At 65.9% G+C, this 14,861-nt stretch carries 14 protein-coding genes; 12 read left to right on the top strand and 2 right to left on the bottom strand.

Annotated features, from left to right (window positions below):
• Positions 1-8: 8 nt before the first annotated feature.
• The gene (gene rpoS / locus ACTJKF_RS07110) at positions 9-1,097 is read left to right on the top strand and encodes an RNA polymerase sigma factor RpoS (protein WP_440622859.1); all 1,089 of its coding nucleotides are present in this window, start codon (positions 9-11) and stop codon (positions 1,095-1,097) included.
• 3 nt (positions 1,098-1,100) lie between these two features.
• On the top strand, positions 1,101-1,877 hold the full coding sequence (locus ACTJKF_RS07105) for a 3'-5' exonuclease (protein ID WP_440622858.1): 777 nt from the start codon (positions 1,101-1,103) through the stop codon (positions 1,875-1,877).
• 27 nt (positions 1,878-1,904) lie between these two features.
• Here ACTJKF_RS07105 and ACTJKF_RS07100 read toward each other — a convergent pair whose 3' ends face one another.
• The gene (locus ACTJKF_RS07100) at positions 1,905-2,765 is read right to left on the bottom strand and encodes an endonuclease/exonuclease/phosphatase family protein (RefSeq protein ID WP_440622857.1); all 861 of its coding nucleotides are present in this window, start codon (positions 2,763-2,765) and stop codon (positions 1,905-1,907) included.
• A 222-nt stretch (positions 2,766-2,987) separates the two neighbouring features.
• Between ACTJKF_RS07100 and rlmD the strand changes: the two genes are divergently transcribed.
• Positions 2,988-4,385 (top strand): 23S rRNA (uracil(1939)-C(5))-methyltransferase RlmD, encoded by a 1,398-nt coding sequence (gene rlmD / locus ACTJKF_RS07095; RefSeq protein ID WP_440622855.1) that lies wholly within the window; start codon positions 2,988-2,990, stop codon positions 4,383-4,385.
• A gap of 66 nt (positions 4,386-4,451) precedes the next feature.
• Here the strand turns inward: rlmD and ACTJKF_RS07090 are convergent, their stop codons facing one another.
• Complete coding sequence (locus ACTJKF_RS07090) at positions 4,452-5,150, bottom strand: Bax inhibitor-1/YccA family protein (protein WP_440622854.1); 699 nt, start codon at positions 5,148-5,150, stop codon at positions 4,452-4,454.
• A gap of 250 nt (positions 5,151-5,400) precedes the next feature.
• Between ACTJKF_RS07090 and ndk the strand changes: the two genes are divergently transcribed.
• The 9 genes from ndk (at position 5,401) to hfq (ending at position 14,844) form a co-directional block, all read left to right on the top strand.
• On the top strand, positions 5,401-5,826 hold the full coding sequence (gene ndk, locus ACTJKF_RS07085; RefSeq protein WP_011352265.1) for a nucleoside-diphosphate kinase: 426 nt from the start codon (positions 5,401-5,403) through the stop codon (positions 5,824-5,826).
• Between the two features lie 55 nt (positions 5,827-5,881).
• Positions 5,882-7,021 carry a 23S rRNA (adenine(2503)-C(2))-methyltransferase RlmN gene (gene rlmN, locus ACTJKF_RS07080; RefSeq protein WP_440622853.1) on the top strand — a complete coding sequence of 380 codons (1,140 nt, stop codon included), beginning with the start codon at positions 5,882-5,884 and terminating at the stop codon, positions 7,019-7,021.
• A gap of 192 nt (positions 7,022-7,213) precedes the next feature.
• Positions 7,214-8,221 carry a helix-turn-helix domain-containing protein gene (locus ACTJKF_RS07075; RefSeq protein WP_440622851.1) on the top strand — a complete coding sequence of 336 codons (1,008 nt, stop codon included), beginning with the start codon at positions 7,214-7,216 and terminating at the stop codon, positions 8,219-8,221.
• A 106-nt stretch (positions 8,222-8,327) separates the two neighbouring features.
• The gene (gene ispG / locus ACTJKF_RS07070) at positions 8,328-9,632 is read left to right on the top strand and encodes a flavodoxin-dependent (E)-4-hydroxy-3-methylbut-2-enyl-diphosphate synthase (RefSeq protein ID WP_440622849.1); all 1,305 of its coding nucleotides are present in this window, start codon (positions 8,328-8,330) and stop codon (positions 9,630-9,632) included.
• Positions 9,633-9,653: 21 nt separating this feature from the next.
• On the top strand, positions 9,654-10,994 hold the full coding sequence (gene hisS, locus ACTJKF_RS07065; protein ID WP_440622848.1) for a histidine--tRNA ligase: 1,341 nt from the start codon (positions 9,654-9,656) through the stop codon (positions 10,992-10,994).
• Positions 10,995-11,049: 55 nt separating this feature from the next.
• A complete protein-coding gene (locus tag ACTJKF_RS07060; protein WP_440622847.1) occupies positions 11,050-11,679 on the top strand; it encodes a tetratricopeptide repeat protein in 630 nt (209 codons plus the stop codon).
• A 40-nt stretch (positions 11,680-11,719) separates the two neighbouring features.
• Entirely contained in the window at positions 11,720-12,865 is a 1,146-nt protein-coding gene (bamB, locus tag ACTJKF_RS07055; protein WP_440622846.1) for an outer membrane protein assembly factor BamB, read from the top strand.
• Between the two features lie 247 nt (positions 12,866-13,112).
• Entirely contained in the window at positions 13,113-14,450 is a 1,338-nt protein-coding gene (gene der / locus ACTJKF_RS07050) for a ribosome biogenesis GTPase Der (protein ID WP_440622845.1), read from the top strand.
• Positions 14,451-14,604: 154 nt separating this feature from the next.
• Positions 14,605-14,844, top strand: a complete 240-nt coding sequence (gene hfq, locus ACTJKF_RS07045) for an RNA chaperone Hfq (protein WP_006399927.1) — start codon at positions 14,605-14,607, stop codon at positions 14,842-14,844.
• Positions 14,845-14,861 lie beyond the last annotated feature (17 nt).

Here is a 14,861-nt window from a genome sequence, read left to right as displayed (position 1 = left end):
AGACGACCATGCCGAAATCGAAGCGCCACGAGCCGCAAGCCGAGTCTGAGAAGATCAGTCGTGCCACGCAAGCATCGGTGGAGCGAGCTGGCGCTTCGACGGACGATGAAGACGACGTCGCGGAAAACGAACGTGATGCCGAGGCACGCGACGCCGAGGCGGACGGCGGCGACGACGAGCGCGAAGGCCGTACGGAAGCCGCGCCCGACGTCGACGATTTCCGCGCATTGCTGCAGGCCGAACTCACGGCCGACACCATCCAGCATTACCTGAACCGCATCAGCGTGAAGCCGCTCCTGACCGTCGAGGAGGAGCAGCGCTATTCCCGTCTCGCGAAGGCTGGCGAATTCGAGGCGCGGCAGGTGATGATCGAACGCAACCTGCGTCTCGTCGTCAGCATCGCGAAGGGTTACCTGAACCGCGGCGTGCCGCTGCTCGACCTGATCGAGGAAGGCAACCTCGGCCTGATGCACGCGATCGAGAAATTCGACCCGACGCGCGGCTTTCGCTTCTCGACCTACGCGACGTGGTGGATCCGGCAGAGCATCGAGCGGGCAATCATGAACCAGGCTCGCACCGTGCGCCTGCCCGTGCACGTGATCCGCGAACTGAACCAGGTGCTGCGCGCGAAGCGCCACCTCGAAAAGAATTCGATGTCGACGGGCGAGGCGGCCGAGCGCCGCGAAGCCAGCATCGACGACATCGCCTATCTCACCGGCAAGACCGCCGAGGAAGTCACCGACATCCTCGCGCTCAACGAGCACACCGCATCGCTCGACGCGCCGCTCGACCTCGATCCCGCGAGCAGCCTGCTCGACCTGCTGCCCGATGACCAGAGCCAGTCGCCCGACGCCGAGGTGCAGCACCGTGAGCTCGAGACGCTCACGCGCGCGTGGCTGTCGCGGCTGTCGGACAAGCACCGGCACGTGATCGAGCGCCGCTTTGGCCTGAACCACATCGAACCGGCCACGCTCGAGGAGCTGGCCGACGAGATGGGGCTCACGCGCGAGCGCGTGCGGCAGATCCAGCAGGAAGCGCTGGTGCGCCTCAAGCGGTTCTTCGCCTCCAATGGCGTGCGCAAGGACGCCGTTCTGTAACCGATGACACCGATTCTCGTTTTTGACATCGAGACCATTCCCGATGTCGACGGCATTCGCCGTCTGGAAGACCTGCCCGCGACGCTCGACGATGTCGCGGTGGCCGAACATGCGTTCGCCGCGCGCCGCGAGAAGACCGGCAGCGATTTCCTGCCGCATCACCTGCAGCGCATCGCGGCGATCTCCTGTGTGTTCCGCGACAACAACGGGTTCCGCGTGCGGTCGCTGGGCACGCCCCAGGACAACGAGGCGGCGCTGGTCCAGTCGTTCTATCGCGTGATCGAGAAATACACGCCGCAGCTCGTGTCGTGGAACGGCGGCGGCTTCGATCTGCCGGTGCTCCATTACCGTGCGCTCGTGCACGGGATCCCCGCGACCCGCTACTGGGATCTGGGCGAGGACGACCGCGACTTCAAGTGGAACAACTACATCTCGCGCTATCACTCGCGGCATACCGATCTGATGGACGTGCTCGCGATGTATCAGGCGCGCGCGAACGCGCCGCTCGACGCGCTCGCGAAGCTGTGCGGCTTTCCGGGCAAGCTCGGGATGGACGGCAGCCAGGTGTGGCCGGCATTCCGGGAAGGGCGGATCGAGGAAATCCGCAACTACTGCGAAACCGACGTCGTCAACACGTACCTGCTGTATTGCCGGTTCCAGCTGATGCGCGGCGGCCTGACGCCGAGCGAATATGCGGACGAGATCCTGCTCGTGAAGAATTCGCTCGCGCAGGAGCCGGCGTCGCACTGGGCGGAATACCTGGCCGGTTTCGACGCGTGACGCGGGCGGCCCGCGTCGTGGCCGCAATCAATCTCGATCGAGTTCAAGTATGACCGGCTGATGATCCGACGCGCGCACGTCGCCGTCGATCTCGCAGCGCGTGACGCGCGGCAGCAGCGTGTCGGTCACGAACACGAAATCGCACGCGAGCGGTCCGTCCGACCATTGCACCGTGTCGTAGATGCCGGCGGTCGGCGGCGGCGTGCGGCCGGGGTGCCGGGCGATCCACGCATCGACGAACGGCGGTGCGTCGGCGATCGGCTCCAGCAGGCGCCGGTACGCATCGCTATCGAATGCGCTGTTGAAATCCCCGCAGATGATCGCGTCGCGCGGCTGAGCGGTCGCGCTGAACGGCCCCGCGGCATTTTCCGCCGGCGCGGGCTGGTCCGCGTGCGCGCAGGCTTCGCGGTGCCGCGCGCGCAATGCGTCGACCTGCGCGAGTCGCTGGCGGGCCGAATAGTATTCGAGGTGCGTCGTGGCGACCCGCAACCGGCCGGACGGCGTTACCAGCTCGACATCGAGCGCGACGCGCGGCATCGACGGTGCACCCGCGTCGGCCGGCCACGGCAGCCACTGGCGCAGCACGCGCCCGACCGGCAGCCGGGTCGCGATCGCATTGCCGAACTGGCGGCGCGGCGCGTCGGATGCGAGCCCGGGCAGGTCGGCGCCGATCGCGTCGATGATCGTATAGCCGGGCAGCAACGTCGCCAGTTCGGCGAACTGGTCGGGGCCCGGCTGGCCGGGCAGTGCACCGAAGCCGCGCGTGACTTCCTGCAGGCACAGCACGTCGAAGTCGCCGAGCCGGCGGGCGGCGGCAATGGTGCGCGGGAGGTCGACGACGCCGTCCGCGTCCCGGCCCCATTGAATGTTCCAGTCGATCAGTCGCATGGTCGCCTCCTGATTCCTTCGCGAGCAGAATGTGTGCCGCCGGTTTGCGGGTGAGGTGCCGCGCATGCGGGCCGGTGGACGGGGCGCGTGCCCGCAGACCCGATCCGGGGTCACGCAACGCGGCGGGTAGGCCACGAGCGACGCTTGCGCGACGAAAGCGGACGATGCGGGCTTTCGTCGTCTACAATCTCGCCTTCTTCAACGTTTTGTCAGGAAAAGCTGGTGTCCGAAGCCGTCCCCACTTCTGCGCGCAAATCGAAAAATGCGCCCGTCGCGCCCGGGCCTGCCCCGGTTCTCGAGATCGAATCGCTCGACATGGAAGCGCGCGGTGTCGGCCGCACGGTGACCGAGGACGGCACGCCGGGCAAGGTCATCTTTGTCGAGGGCGCGCTGCCCGGCGAACGCGTGACTTATTCGAGCTACCGTCGCAAGCCGAGCTACGAGCAGGCGACCGTTGTGGACATTTTGCGCCCGAGCGTGCTGCGCACGGAGCCGAAGTGCAAATTCTTCGGCACTTGCGGCGGCTGCTCGATGCAGCACCTCGACATGCGCGCGCAGGTGGCGATCAAGCAGCGCGTGCTCGAGGACAACCTGTGGCACCTGTCGAAGCTGCGCGCCGAGACGATGTTCGCGCCGATCCACGGCCCGTCGTGGGGCTACCGCTACCGTGCGCGCCTGACCGTGCGCAACGTCGCGAAGAAGGGCGGCGTCCTGGTCGGGTTCCATGAAAAGAAGAGCAGCTATGTCGCCGACATGACGAGCTGCGAAGTGCTGCCGCCGCACGTGTCGGCAATGCTCGTGCCGCTGCGCCGGCTGGTCGAGGGGCTGTCGATTCGCGACCGGATGCCACAGATCGAGCTCGCGGTCGGCTCGCAGGTGACGGCGCTGGTGCTGCGCGTGCTGGAGCCGATCAATGCGGACGACGAAGCGCTGCTGCGCGCGTTCGCGGACGAGCACAAGGTGCAGTTCTGGCTGCAGCCGAAGGGCCCGGACACGGTGACGCCATTCTATCCGCTCGACGTGCCGCTCGACTACACGCTGCCCGAGTTCGGCATCCGCATGCCGTTCAAGCCGACCGACTTCACGCAGGTCAACCATCAGATCAACCGCGTGCTGGTGGGGCGCGCGCTGCGCCTGCTCGCGCCGTCGCGCGACGATCGCGTGCTCGACCTGTTCTGCGGGATCGGCAACTTCACGCTGCCGCTCGCGCGGCTGTCGCGCGAGGTGATGGGGATCGAGGGCAGCGAAACGCTGACGACGCGTGCGCTCGCGAATGCGCGCGAGAACGGCGTCGACGGCCACACGACGTTCGCGTGCCGAAACCTGTTCGAGGTGACGGGCGACGACCTCCGTGCGCTCGGCGCGTTCGACAAGTTCCTGATCGACCCGCCGCGCGAAGGCGCGCTCGCGGTATCGAAGGCGCTGGCCGAAATCGCGCAGAGCGGCGAAGGCCCGCTGCCGAAGCGCATCGTCTACGTGTCGTGCAATCCGTCGACGCTCGCGCGCGACGCAGGCCTGCTCGTGCATGAGGCTGGCTACCGGCTGAAGGGCGCCGGGGTCGTGAACATGTTCCCGAATACGTCGCACGTCGAATCGATCGCGTTGTTCGAGCGCGACTGAGCGGCCGGGCGGCGGACGTAAAAAAACCGGCCCTCGGGCCGGTTTTTTCATTGCGTGCCGTGAACGTCAGTTGCGGTTGCCGCCGAAGATGCCGAGCAGCGCGAGCAGGTTCGTGAACACGTTGTAGAGGTCGAGGTAGATCGCGAGCGTGGCCGAGATGTAGTTCGTCTCGCCGCCGTTCACGACGCGCTGGACGTCGAACAGCATGTAGGCCGAGAAGATCGCGATCGCGAGTACCGACACGGTGAGCATCAGCGCCGGCAGGTGCAGGAAGATGTTCGCGACCGAAGCCAGCAGGATCACGATCACGCCCATGAACAGCCACTTGCCGAGGCCCGAGAAATCGCGCTTGCTGACGGTGGCGATCGTCGCCATCGCGGCGAAAATGATGCCGGTGCCGCCGAACGCGAGCATGATCAGCGACGGGCCGTTCGAGAAGCCGAGGATGAAGCTCAGCAGCCGCGACAGCATCAGGCCCATGAAGAACGTGAAGCCGAGCAGCACGAACACGCCGGCCGCGCTGTTTTTCGTCCGCTCGATCGCGAACATGAAGCCGAACGCGATCGCGAAGAACGCGAGCAGGCTCATCATCGGGCTCGTGGCCGCGAACAGCGAGAAGCCCGTTGCGACGCCGACCCATGCGCCCAGCACCGTCGGAATCATCGACAGCGCAAGCAGCCAGTACGTGTTCCGCAGCACGCGATTGCGAACCTCCGCAGTGCTGACGGTGCCGCCGCGGCCGAAATTGTACGGATAGTCGTTCATGGTTTCTCCTAACATTGAACGCATGGGCGTTCGGGGCCGGTTCGGCGCGCGCGGTGTGCGGCGCAGCAAACCGGAGCAGCTATGGCTAAGATACGTTCCGCGTCGCTTGGTTTCAATGGCCGGGCGCCGCAAAAACATATGGATTCGAAACCTTTCATTCGTGTAAGGGTTCAATCGCAATGATACACGGGATCGTGCTACAATAGCGGATTCATTTGAACCTGTAACTTCTTAATTTCTTGGAGTTTTTATGGCAATCGAGCGCACCCTGTCGATCATCAAGCCGGATGCGGTGGCAAAGAACGTGATCGGCCAGATCTACAGCCGTTTCGAAGGCGCCGGCCTGAAGATCGTCGCATCGCGCATGGCGCACCTGTCGCGTGCAGACGCAGAGAAGTTCTACGCGGTTCACGCAGCACGTCCGTTCTTCAAGGATCTCGTCGATTTCATGATCTCGGGCCCGGTGATGATCCAGGTTCTGGAAGGCGAAGGCGCGATCCTGAAGAACCGCGACCTGATGGGCGCGACGGATCCGAAGAAGGCGGAAAAGGGCACGATCCGCGCCGACTTCGCAGACAGCATCGACGCGAACGCCGTGCACGGCTCGGACGCTGCCGAAACGGCTGCGGTCGAAGTTGCATTCTTCTTCCCGGAAATGAACGTCTACTCGCGCTAAGCTCTGGCTGGCAACAAGTAGGCAGGATCCAGCGCACGCGGCAAGGCAGCACATCATGACGAGCGAAACTTCCGTCAATCTTCTCGACTTCGATGCCGAGGGTCTTGTCGCGTACTGCGGCAGTCTCGGCGAGAAGCCGTTCCGCGCCAAGCAGTTGCAGCGCTGGATCCACCAGTACAACGCCGGCGATTTCGACGGCATGACCGATCTCGCGAAATCCCTGAGAGAAAAGCTCAAGGGCCGCGCGTCGATCGTGATGCCCGACATCGTCAGCGATAACGTTTCCACCGACGGCACGCGCAAGTGGCTGATCGATGTCGGAAACGGCAATGCGGTCGAAACCGTGTTCATCCCGGAAGAGACGCGCGGCACGCTGTGCGTGTCGTCGCAGGCCGGGTGTGCGGTCAACTGCCGCTTCTGCTCGACGGGCAAGCAGGGCTTCTCCCGCAATCTGTCGACAGCTGAAATCATCGGCCAGCTCCGGATGGCCGAATTTGCACTGCGTGCGTCGCTCGGTCGCGCGCCCGGTCCGAACGGCAAGGCCGAACGGGTCGTCACCAACGTGGTGATGATGGGCATGGGCGAGCCGCTGCTCAATTACAGTGCGGTCGTGCCCGCGATGCGGTTGATGCTCGACGACAACGCCTACGGCCTGTCGCGCCGCCGCGTCACGTTGTCGACGTCCGGCGTGGTGCCGATGATGGACCGCCTCGGCGCCGAATTGCCGGTCGCGCTCGCGGTGTCGCTGCACGCGCCGAACGATGCGCTGCGCGACGAGCTGGTGCCGCTCAACAAGAAGCATCCGCTTCGCGAGTTGATGGCCGCGTGCCAGCGCTATCTGAAAGTCGCGCCGCGCGACTTCATTACGTTCGAATATTGCATGCTCGACGGCGTCAACGACACCGAAGCGCATGCGCGCGAGCTGCTGGCCGTCACGCGTGACGTGCCGTGCAAGTTCAATCTGATCCCGTTCAATCCGTTTCCGGAATCGGGCCTCATCCGCTCGAAGCCGGAGCAGATCAAGCGCTTCGCGCAGGTCCTCATCGACGCGGGTGTCGTCACGACCGTGCGCAAGACGCGCGGCGACGACATCGACGCCGCGTGCGGCCAGCTGGCCGGCGCCGTGAAGGACCGCACGCGCCTGGCGGAGCGGACAGGCACAGCAGCAAAAATCATCGAAGTTCGGGCGGTTTGATGGGGATGCCCGGCCGGGAGCGCCTGGCCGGAAGCGCCTGTCCGGGGATGTCCGAATTTCCTGGCGGTACAACACGCGAATAGCGATCGGTCGCGGCGCCTCGGCGCCGCGCATGGTATGGACAGTTGCGAGTGCCGGACGGCGGGAGCCGGCGGCGTTCGCCAGTGAAGAAGAATCGACGCGAGGACAAGGATGAGTGAGCCGCAGCCGTCAAACGGCGCAGAGACGAATGCCGCGCAGCCGGCACCGGCGGGACTTGAAACGCTGGCAGCCGTCGGCAGCCGGCTGGCGCAGCTCCGGGAAGCGAAGGGCTGGACGGTCGACGACGTGTCGGCGCGGCTCAAGGTCGCTCCGCAGAAGCTGCGTGCGCTCGAGGCGGGCGATATCAGCCATTTGCCCGGCGTGACGTTCGCGCTCGGCGTCGTGCGCAGCTACGCGAAGATGCTCGGCGTCGATCCGGAGCCGTTCGCGCACGCGTTGCGCCGCGAGCGCGGGGTGCCGCAAGTCGACCTGTCGATGCCCGCTTCGTCGGGGACGGATCTGCCGCGCGGCCGCGTGTCGATTCCGCTCGGCGGCTCGTCGCGCCACCATCCGTGGCTGTGGGGGACGGCAATCGTCGTCGTCGCGGTGATCGCGGTACTCATGTGGCACACTGGCGGCGATTCGTCGAGCTGGCTCGCGCGCTTCAAGGGCGGCGGCGCCGAGCATGCAGCGGCGGCCAGCGCACCGGCGGCGTCCTCCGCCGAAGAGGCGGCCGCGGGCGGCGCGTCGACGGCGGCGGGCAATGACGCTCCGGCACAGGTCGTGGCGTCCGCCGTGGCGCCGCAGGCGGTTGCATCGGCTGCGCCGGCTCCGGCAGCCGTGGCGCCTGCGTCGCAATCCGTCGTCGCGACGGCGGCAGCGAGCAGCGCGGCCGTGCCGGTCCAGCCCGCGAGCGTCGTGGTGGCGGCAGGCCAGTCGATGGTCGAACTGAAGGTCAAGCAGGATTGCTGGTTCAGCGTGCGCGACAAGAACGGCAAGGAGCTGTTCTCGGCGCTGGTGCGGGCCGGCGAGACGAAGCAGGTCGCCGGCGACGGGCCGTTCAAGGTCACGATCGGCAACAAGGCCGGCCTCGACGCGGTCGCGTTCGACGGAAAACCTGTCGATCCGGCAAAATATTCGGCAGCGCGGGGTAACGTGGCGCGGTTCACGTTGCCCTGACGTCAAGCGCCGTGACGCGAGCCTGCCCTGGGCAGGCCGCGCGGGCACGGCGCTTTTTCAATTCATGCGCCGCGTTGCGGCGCATTCCGCGTAAATGGATCTATCGATGCAATCCGAAGCTCAATCCCCACGCAGCAGTCAGATTTGTTCAACCGAGCCGGTGTTCGGCGGGCATCAGCCGCGTCGCGTGTCGCATGCGGTGGATGTTCGTTGGGGCGGGCAGCTCGTGACGATCGGCGGCAATGCGCCGGTGCGCGTGCAGTCGATGACGAATACCGACACGGCCGATGCGATCGGCACGGCGATCCAGATCAAGGAACTCGCGAACGCGGGCTCCGAGCTGGTGCGCATCACGGTCAACACGCCGGAGGCAGCGGCTGCCGTGCCGGCGGTCCGCGAGCAGCTCGACCGGATGGGCGTGACCGTTCCGCTCGTCGGCGATTTCCACTACAACGGCCATCTGCTGCTGCGCGACTATCCGGGCTGCGCGGAGTCGCTGTCGAAGTACCGGATCAACCCGGGCAACGTCGGCCAGGGCGCGAAGCGCGACACGCAGTTCGCGCAGATGATCGAGGCGGCAGCCAAGTACGACAAGCCGGTGCGGATCGGCGTGAACTGGGGCAGTCTCGACCAGGACCTGCTCGCGCGCATGATGGACGAGAACGGCGCGCGTTCGCAGCCGTGGGATGCGCAGAGCGTGATGTACGAAGCGCTGATCCAGTCGGCGATCGGCTCGGCCGAGCGCGCGGTCGAGCTGGGCCTCGGCCGCGACCGCATCGTGTTGTCGTGCAAGGTCAGCGGCGTGCAGGACCTGATCGCCGTGTACCGTGAGCTGGGCCGCCGCTGCGGCTTCGCGCTGCACCTCGGCTTGACCGAGGCTGGCATGGGCTCGAAGGGCATCGTCGCGTCGACGGCCGCACTCGGCGTGCTGCTGCAGGAAGGGATCGGCGACACGATCCGCATTTCACTGACGCCGGAGCCGGGCGCGTCGCGCACGGGTGAGGTGATCGTCGGCCAGGAAATCCTGCAGACGATGGGCCTGCGCTCGTTCGCGCCGATGGTGATCGCGTGCCCGGGCTGCGGCCGCACGACGAGCACGCTGTTCCAGGAACTCGCGATGCAGATCCAGACCTACCTGCGCGAGCAGATGCCGGTCTGGCGCAAGGCGTATCCGGGCGTCGAGAAGATGAACGTCGCGGTGATGGGTTGCATCGTCAATGGCCCGGGCGAGTCGAAGCACGCGAACATCGGCATCAGCCTGCCGGGTTCGGGCGAGAACCCGGCCGCGCCCGTCTTCATCGACGGCGAGAAGGTCAAGACGCTGCGCGGCGAGCGGATCGCCGAGGAATTCCAGCAGATCGTCAGCGACTACGTCGCGCGCAACTACGGCCGCACCGAGGCCGTGAACTAAATTCGTCCACACACACGAACGATGACTGAACAGAAACGCAAGATCGAGAAGCTCACCGGCGTCAAGGGCATGAACGACATCCTTCCGCAGGATGCCGGCCTCTGGGAGTTCTTCGAAGCTACCGTGAAATCGCTGCTTCGCGCATACGGCTATCAGAACATCCGCACGCCGATCGTCGAGCACACCCAGCTGTTCACGCGCGGCATCGGCGAAGTCACGGACATCGTCGAGAAGGAGATGTACAGCTTCACCGACGCGCTGAACGGCGAGAACCTGACGATGCGCCCGGAGAACACCGCGGCCGTCGTGCGCGCGTCGATCGAGCACAACATGCTGTACGACGGCCCGAAGCGCCTGTGGTACATCGGCCCGATGTTCCGTCACGAGCGTCCGCAGCGCGGCCGCTACCGCCAGTTCCATCAGGTCGGCGTCGAGGCGCTCGGCTTCGCGGGCCCGGATGCGGATGCCGAGATCATCATGATGTGCCAGCGCCTGTGGGACGACCTCGGGCTGACCGGCATCAAGCTCGAGATCAACTCGCTCGGCCTCGCCGAAGAGCGCGCCGCGCACCGCGTCGAACTGATCAAGTACCTCGAGCAGTTCGCCGACGTGCTGGACGAGGACGCGAAGCGCCGCCTGTATACGAACCCGCTGCGCGTGCTCGACACGAAGAATCCCGCACTGCAGGAAATCGCGCAGAACGCGCCGAAGCTGATCGACTTCCTCGGCGACGAGTCGCGTGCCCACTTCGAAGGGCTGCAGCGCCTGCTGCTCGCGAACAACATCCCGTTCAAGATCAACCCGCGTCTCGTGCGCGGCCTCGACTACTACAACCTGACCGTGTTCGAGTGGGTGACCGACAAGCTCGGCGCGCAGGGTACCGTCGCGGCCGGCGGCCGCTACGATCCGCTGATCGAGCAGCTCGGCGGCAAGCCGACGGCCGCATGCGGCTGGGCGATGGGCATCGAGCGCATTCTCGAGCTGCTGAAGGAAGAGGATCTCGCGCCCGAGCAGGAAGGTGTCGACGTGTACGTGGTGCACCAGGGCGAGACGGCGCGCGAACAGGCGTTCATCGCGGCGGAGCGTCTGCGCGACACGGGCCTCGACGTGATTTTCCACTGCAGCGCCGACGGCGCGCCGTCGAGCTTCAAGTCGCAGATGAAACGCGCCGACGCGAGCGGTGCCGCGTTCGCGGTGATCTTCGGCGAAGAAGAGGTGGCGAACGGCACGGTGGGCGTGAAAGCGCTGCGCGGTGCGGGCCAGGAAGGGGAAAAGAACGTTCAGCAGACCGTACCGGTCGAAAGCTTGACCGAATTCCTAATCAATGCGATGGTTGCATCCGCCGAAGACGGCGACGACTGATCGCGCTGGCATTCGCTCGACAAGAAAAGCCTGAACAGGAAGGAATCGCTCGCCGATGAGTTATCACGACGAACAAGAATCGATTGAAAGTCTGAAGGCGTGGTGGGCCCGCTGGGGCAACCTCACCACGTGGATCGTGCTCGCGGCGCTTGTCGTCGCGGCCGGTTTCAATGGCTGGAATTACTGGCAGCGCCGTCAGGCTGCCGAGGCGTCCGGGTTGTACGAGCAGGTCCAGAAGGCCGCCGCCGCGAACGACAAGGCGACGATGGCCCGTGCGGCCGCCGACATGGAAGACAAGTTCGGCAGCACGCCGTATGCGCAGATGACGGCGCTCACGGCTGCGAAGACGCTGTATGCGGCCGGCGACGCGGCAGGCGCGAAGGCGCAGCTGCAATGGGCCGCCGATCACGCCAAGGACGACGAGTACAAGCAGATCGCGAAGCTGCGCCTCGCGTCGCTGCTGCTCGACGAGAAGGCATACGACGCGGGTCTCGCGCTGCTGGCCGGCACGCCGGTCGATGCATTCAAGGGCCTCGTGGCCGATCGCCGCGGCGATCTGCTGGCTGCGCAAGGCAAGACCGACGATGCGCGCGCCGCGTACAAGCTTGCGCTCGACGGCCTGTCGCAGGACGACCAGTCCGCGCGCCAGCTCGTGCAGTTCAAGCTGGACGCGCTCGGCGGCTGATCCCGGTCCCCTCAACCTCTTAACTCTGCTTCGCTAACCGATGAATTTGCTGAAACGTTACGCTGTGCCCGTTGCCTGCGCGGCGGCTGTCCTGGCATTGGCGGCCTGCTCGTCGTCGAAGGACGCGCGCCGCGTGCCGACGCCGCTCACCGAGTTCAAGCCCGTCATGGACGTGCAACAGGTCTGGAAGGCGAGCGTCGGCAAGGGCGGACGCTACCTGTTCTCGCCGGTGGCCGTGGGCGACGCCGTCTACGCGGCGGGCGAGAACGGTTCGGTCGAGAAGATCGACGCGAAGACGGGCCAGACGCTGTGGCGCGCGAAGGTCGGTTCGGACCTGTCGGCCGGTGTCGGCAGCGACGGCAACCTGACTGCGGTCGGTGCGCTGAAGGGCGGCGTGTTCGTGCTCGGTCCCGACGGCAAGCTGCTGTGGAAGACGGCCGTGCAGGGCGAGATTTTCTCGCCGCCGCTGGTTGGCAACGGTCTCGTGATCGTTCGCACGATCGACGGCCAGGTGATCGCGTTCAACGCGCAGACGGGCGAGCAGAAGTGGAACTACCGCAACCGTGCGGTGCCGCTGAATCTGCGCGTGTCGGCGGGCATGACCTTCGCGGGCGATGCGGCCGTGCTGGCCGGCTTCCCCGGCGGTGGCCTGGTCGCGATCAACCTGCAGACGGGCGAGCCGTTCTGGCAGACGCCCGTGTCGTTCCCGAAGGGCGTGACCGAAGTGGAGCGCATCAACGACGTCAGCGGTCCGCCGACGCTCGTGGGTGCCGAAGCATGCGCGGTCACGTTCCAGGGTCAGCTCGGCTGCTTCGATGCGAACTCGGGTCGTCCGCTGTGGGAAAAGGCGTTCTCGAGCCGCAGCGGCCTTGCTCAGGACGATTCGGTCGTCGCTGGCGGCGACGACTGGTCGGTCGTGACGGCCTACGACGCGGCGAGCGGCAACCAGCTCTGGCGCAACGACAAGCTGAAGAGTCGCGATGTCGGCGTGCCTTACCTGCTCGGCCATGCGGTCGTGATGGGCGACTACCAGGGCTTCGTGCACTTCCTGTCGCGCGAGGACGGCAGCTTCATCGCCCGGATGAAGACCGACGGCAGCGCGATTACGGCGGCGCCGGTCCTGGCGGGCAATACGCTCGTCGTGCAGACGAAGGACGGCGGCCTGTACGGGTTCCGTCCGCGCTGACGCGCACGAAACAGGCGCAATCGCGGTGCGGCGGGCGAATCCCGCGCGCCGCGGTCGCGCGGCATGAAGGCGGCCGGTGTCCCCGGCCGCTCGGTATTTGAAAGGCAGTTCGCAACGAAAGACGACGGCGCGCAACGCGCGCCCGGCGCGCGCATCCGGCGCGGCGCGAATTCGTGATATTTTCATTCAGCGCAGCCGCCCGCAGCAGCGGGCCTCCCGCTGCTGCGCACCACCGTAGAAAACACAGATGAAACCGGTCATTGCCCTCGTTGGGCGCCCCAATGTGGGGAAATCCACGCTGTTCAACCGGCTCACGCGCTCGCGCGATGCGCTGGTCGCCGACTTGCCGGGTCTGACGCGCGATCGCCATTACGGCGAAGGGCGGGTCGGCGCACGGCCGTACCTGGTCGTCGATACCGGCGGCTTCGAACCCGTCGCGAAGGACGGCATCCTGCACCAGATGGCGCGCCAGACGCGGCAAGCGGTCGAGGAAGCCGATGTCGTCGTGTTCATCGTCGACGGCCGTAACGGGCTCGCGCCGCAGGACAAGGCGATCGCCGACTACCTGCGCAAGACCGGCCGGCCGATCTTCCTGGTCGTCAACAAGGCCGAAGGGATGAAGTACACGGCGGTCGCGACGGACTTCTACGAGCTCGGGCTCGGCGATCCGCGCGCGATCTCGGCCGCGCACGGCGACGGCGTGACCGACATGATCAACGAGGCGCTGGAAGTCGCCTACGCGGGCCAGCCCGAGGAAGCGGACGAGGACGATCCGTCGCGCGGCATCAAGATCGCGATCGTCGGCCGGCCGAACGTCGGCAAGTCGACGCTCGTGAACGCGCTGATCGGCGAGGACCGCGTGATCGCGTTCGACATGCCGGGCACGACGCGCGATTCCATCTACGTCGACTTCGAGCGTAACGGCAAGAACTACACGCTGATCGACACCGCAGGCCTGCGGCGTCGCGGCAAGGTGTTCGAGGCGATCGAGAAGTTCTCGGTCGTGAAGACGCTGCAGTCGATCTCGGACGCGAACGTCGTCATTCTTCTGCTGGATGCGCAGCAGGACATTTCCGACCAGGACGCGCACATCGCCGGCTTCGTCGTCGAGCAGGGCCGCGCGCTCGTGATCGGCGTCAACAAGTGGGACGGTCTCGACGACCACGCGCGCGATCGCGCGAAGGCGGATCTGACCCGCAAGCTGAAATTCCTCGACTTCGCGAAATCGCACTATATTTCGGCCGCGAAGAAGACCGGCATCGGCGCGCTGATGCGCTCGGTCGACGATGCGTACGCGGCCGCGATGGCGAAGCTGCCGACGCCGAAGCTCACGCGCGCGCTGATCGAGGCCGTCGAATTCCAGCAGCCGCGTCGTCGCGGCCCGGTGCGTCCGAAGCTGCGCTACGCGCACCAGGGTGGCCAGAATCCGCCGCTGATCGTCATCCACGGCAACGCGCTCGACGCCGTGACGGAAACGTACAAGCGCTACCTCGAAAACCGCTTCCGCGAAACTTTCTCCCTGACCGGGACTCCATTGCGCATAGAGTTCCGTTCGTCGCACAACCCGTACGCGGACAAGGGCTGAAGCATGCCTGCCACGCGTGTCCCACAAGGCATAGGCCGCAAGGCCAGTGCCCGGGCGGGGCAGGCAAAATCGGCTATAGTGTAGCGATTGGCGCCGGCTCTCTTTTTCTTCGTCGCCAATCCAGTTCAACCTGCAAAAAAAGATGGAGTACGCCATGAGCAACAAAGGGCAATTGTTACAAGACCCGTTTTTGAACGCACTGCGCAAAGAGCACGTTCCCGTTTCGATCTACCTCGTCAACGGCATCAAGCTGCAAGGGAACATTGAATCGTTCGACCAGTACGTCGTGTTGCTCCGTAATACGGTGACCCAGATGGTCTACAAGCACGCCATCTCGACGGTCGTGCCGGCGCGCCCGGTGAATTTCCACCCGGACGCGGAAGCCTCGTCCTAACCCATTGCAGCGGCCGG

This window comes from Burkholderia sp. 22313, assembly GCF_052045245.1.
Taxonomy (GTDB): domain Bacteria; phylum Pseudomonadota; class Gammaproteobacteria; order Burkholderiales; family Burkholderiaceae; genus Burkholderia.
This window is presented reverse-complemented; position numbering and strand designations above follow the sequence as displayed.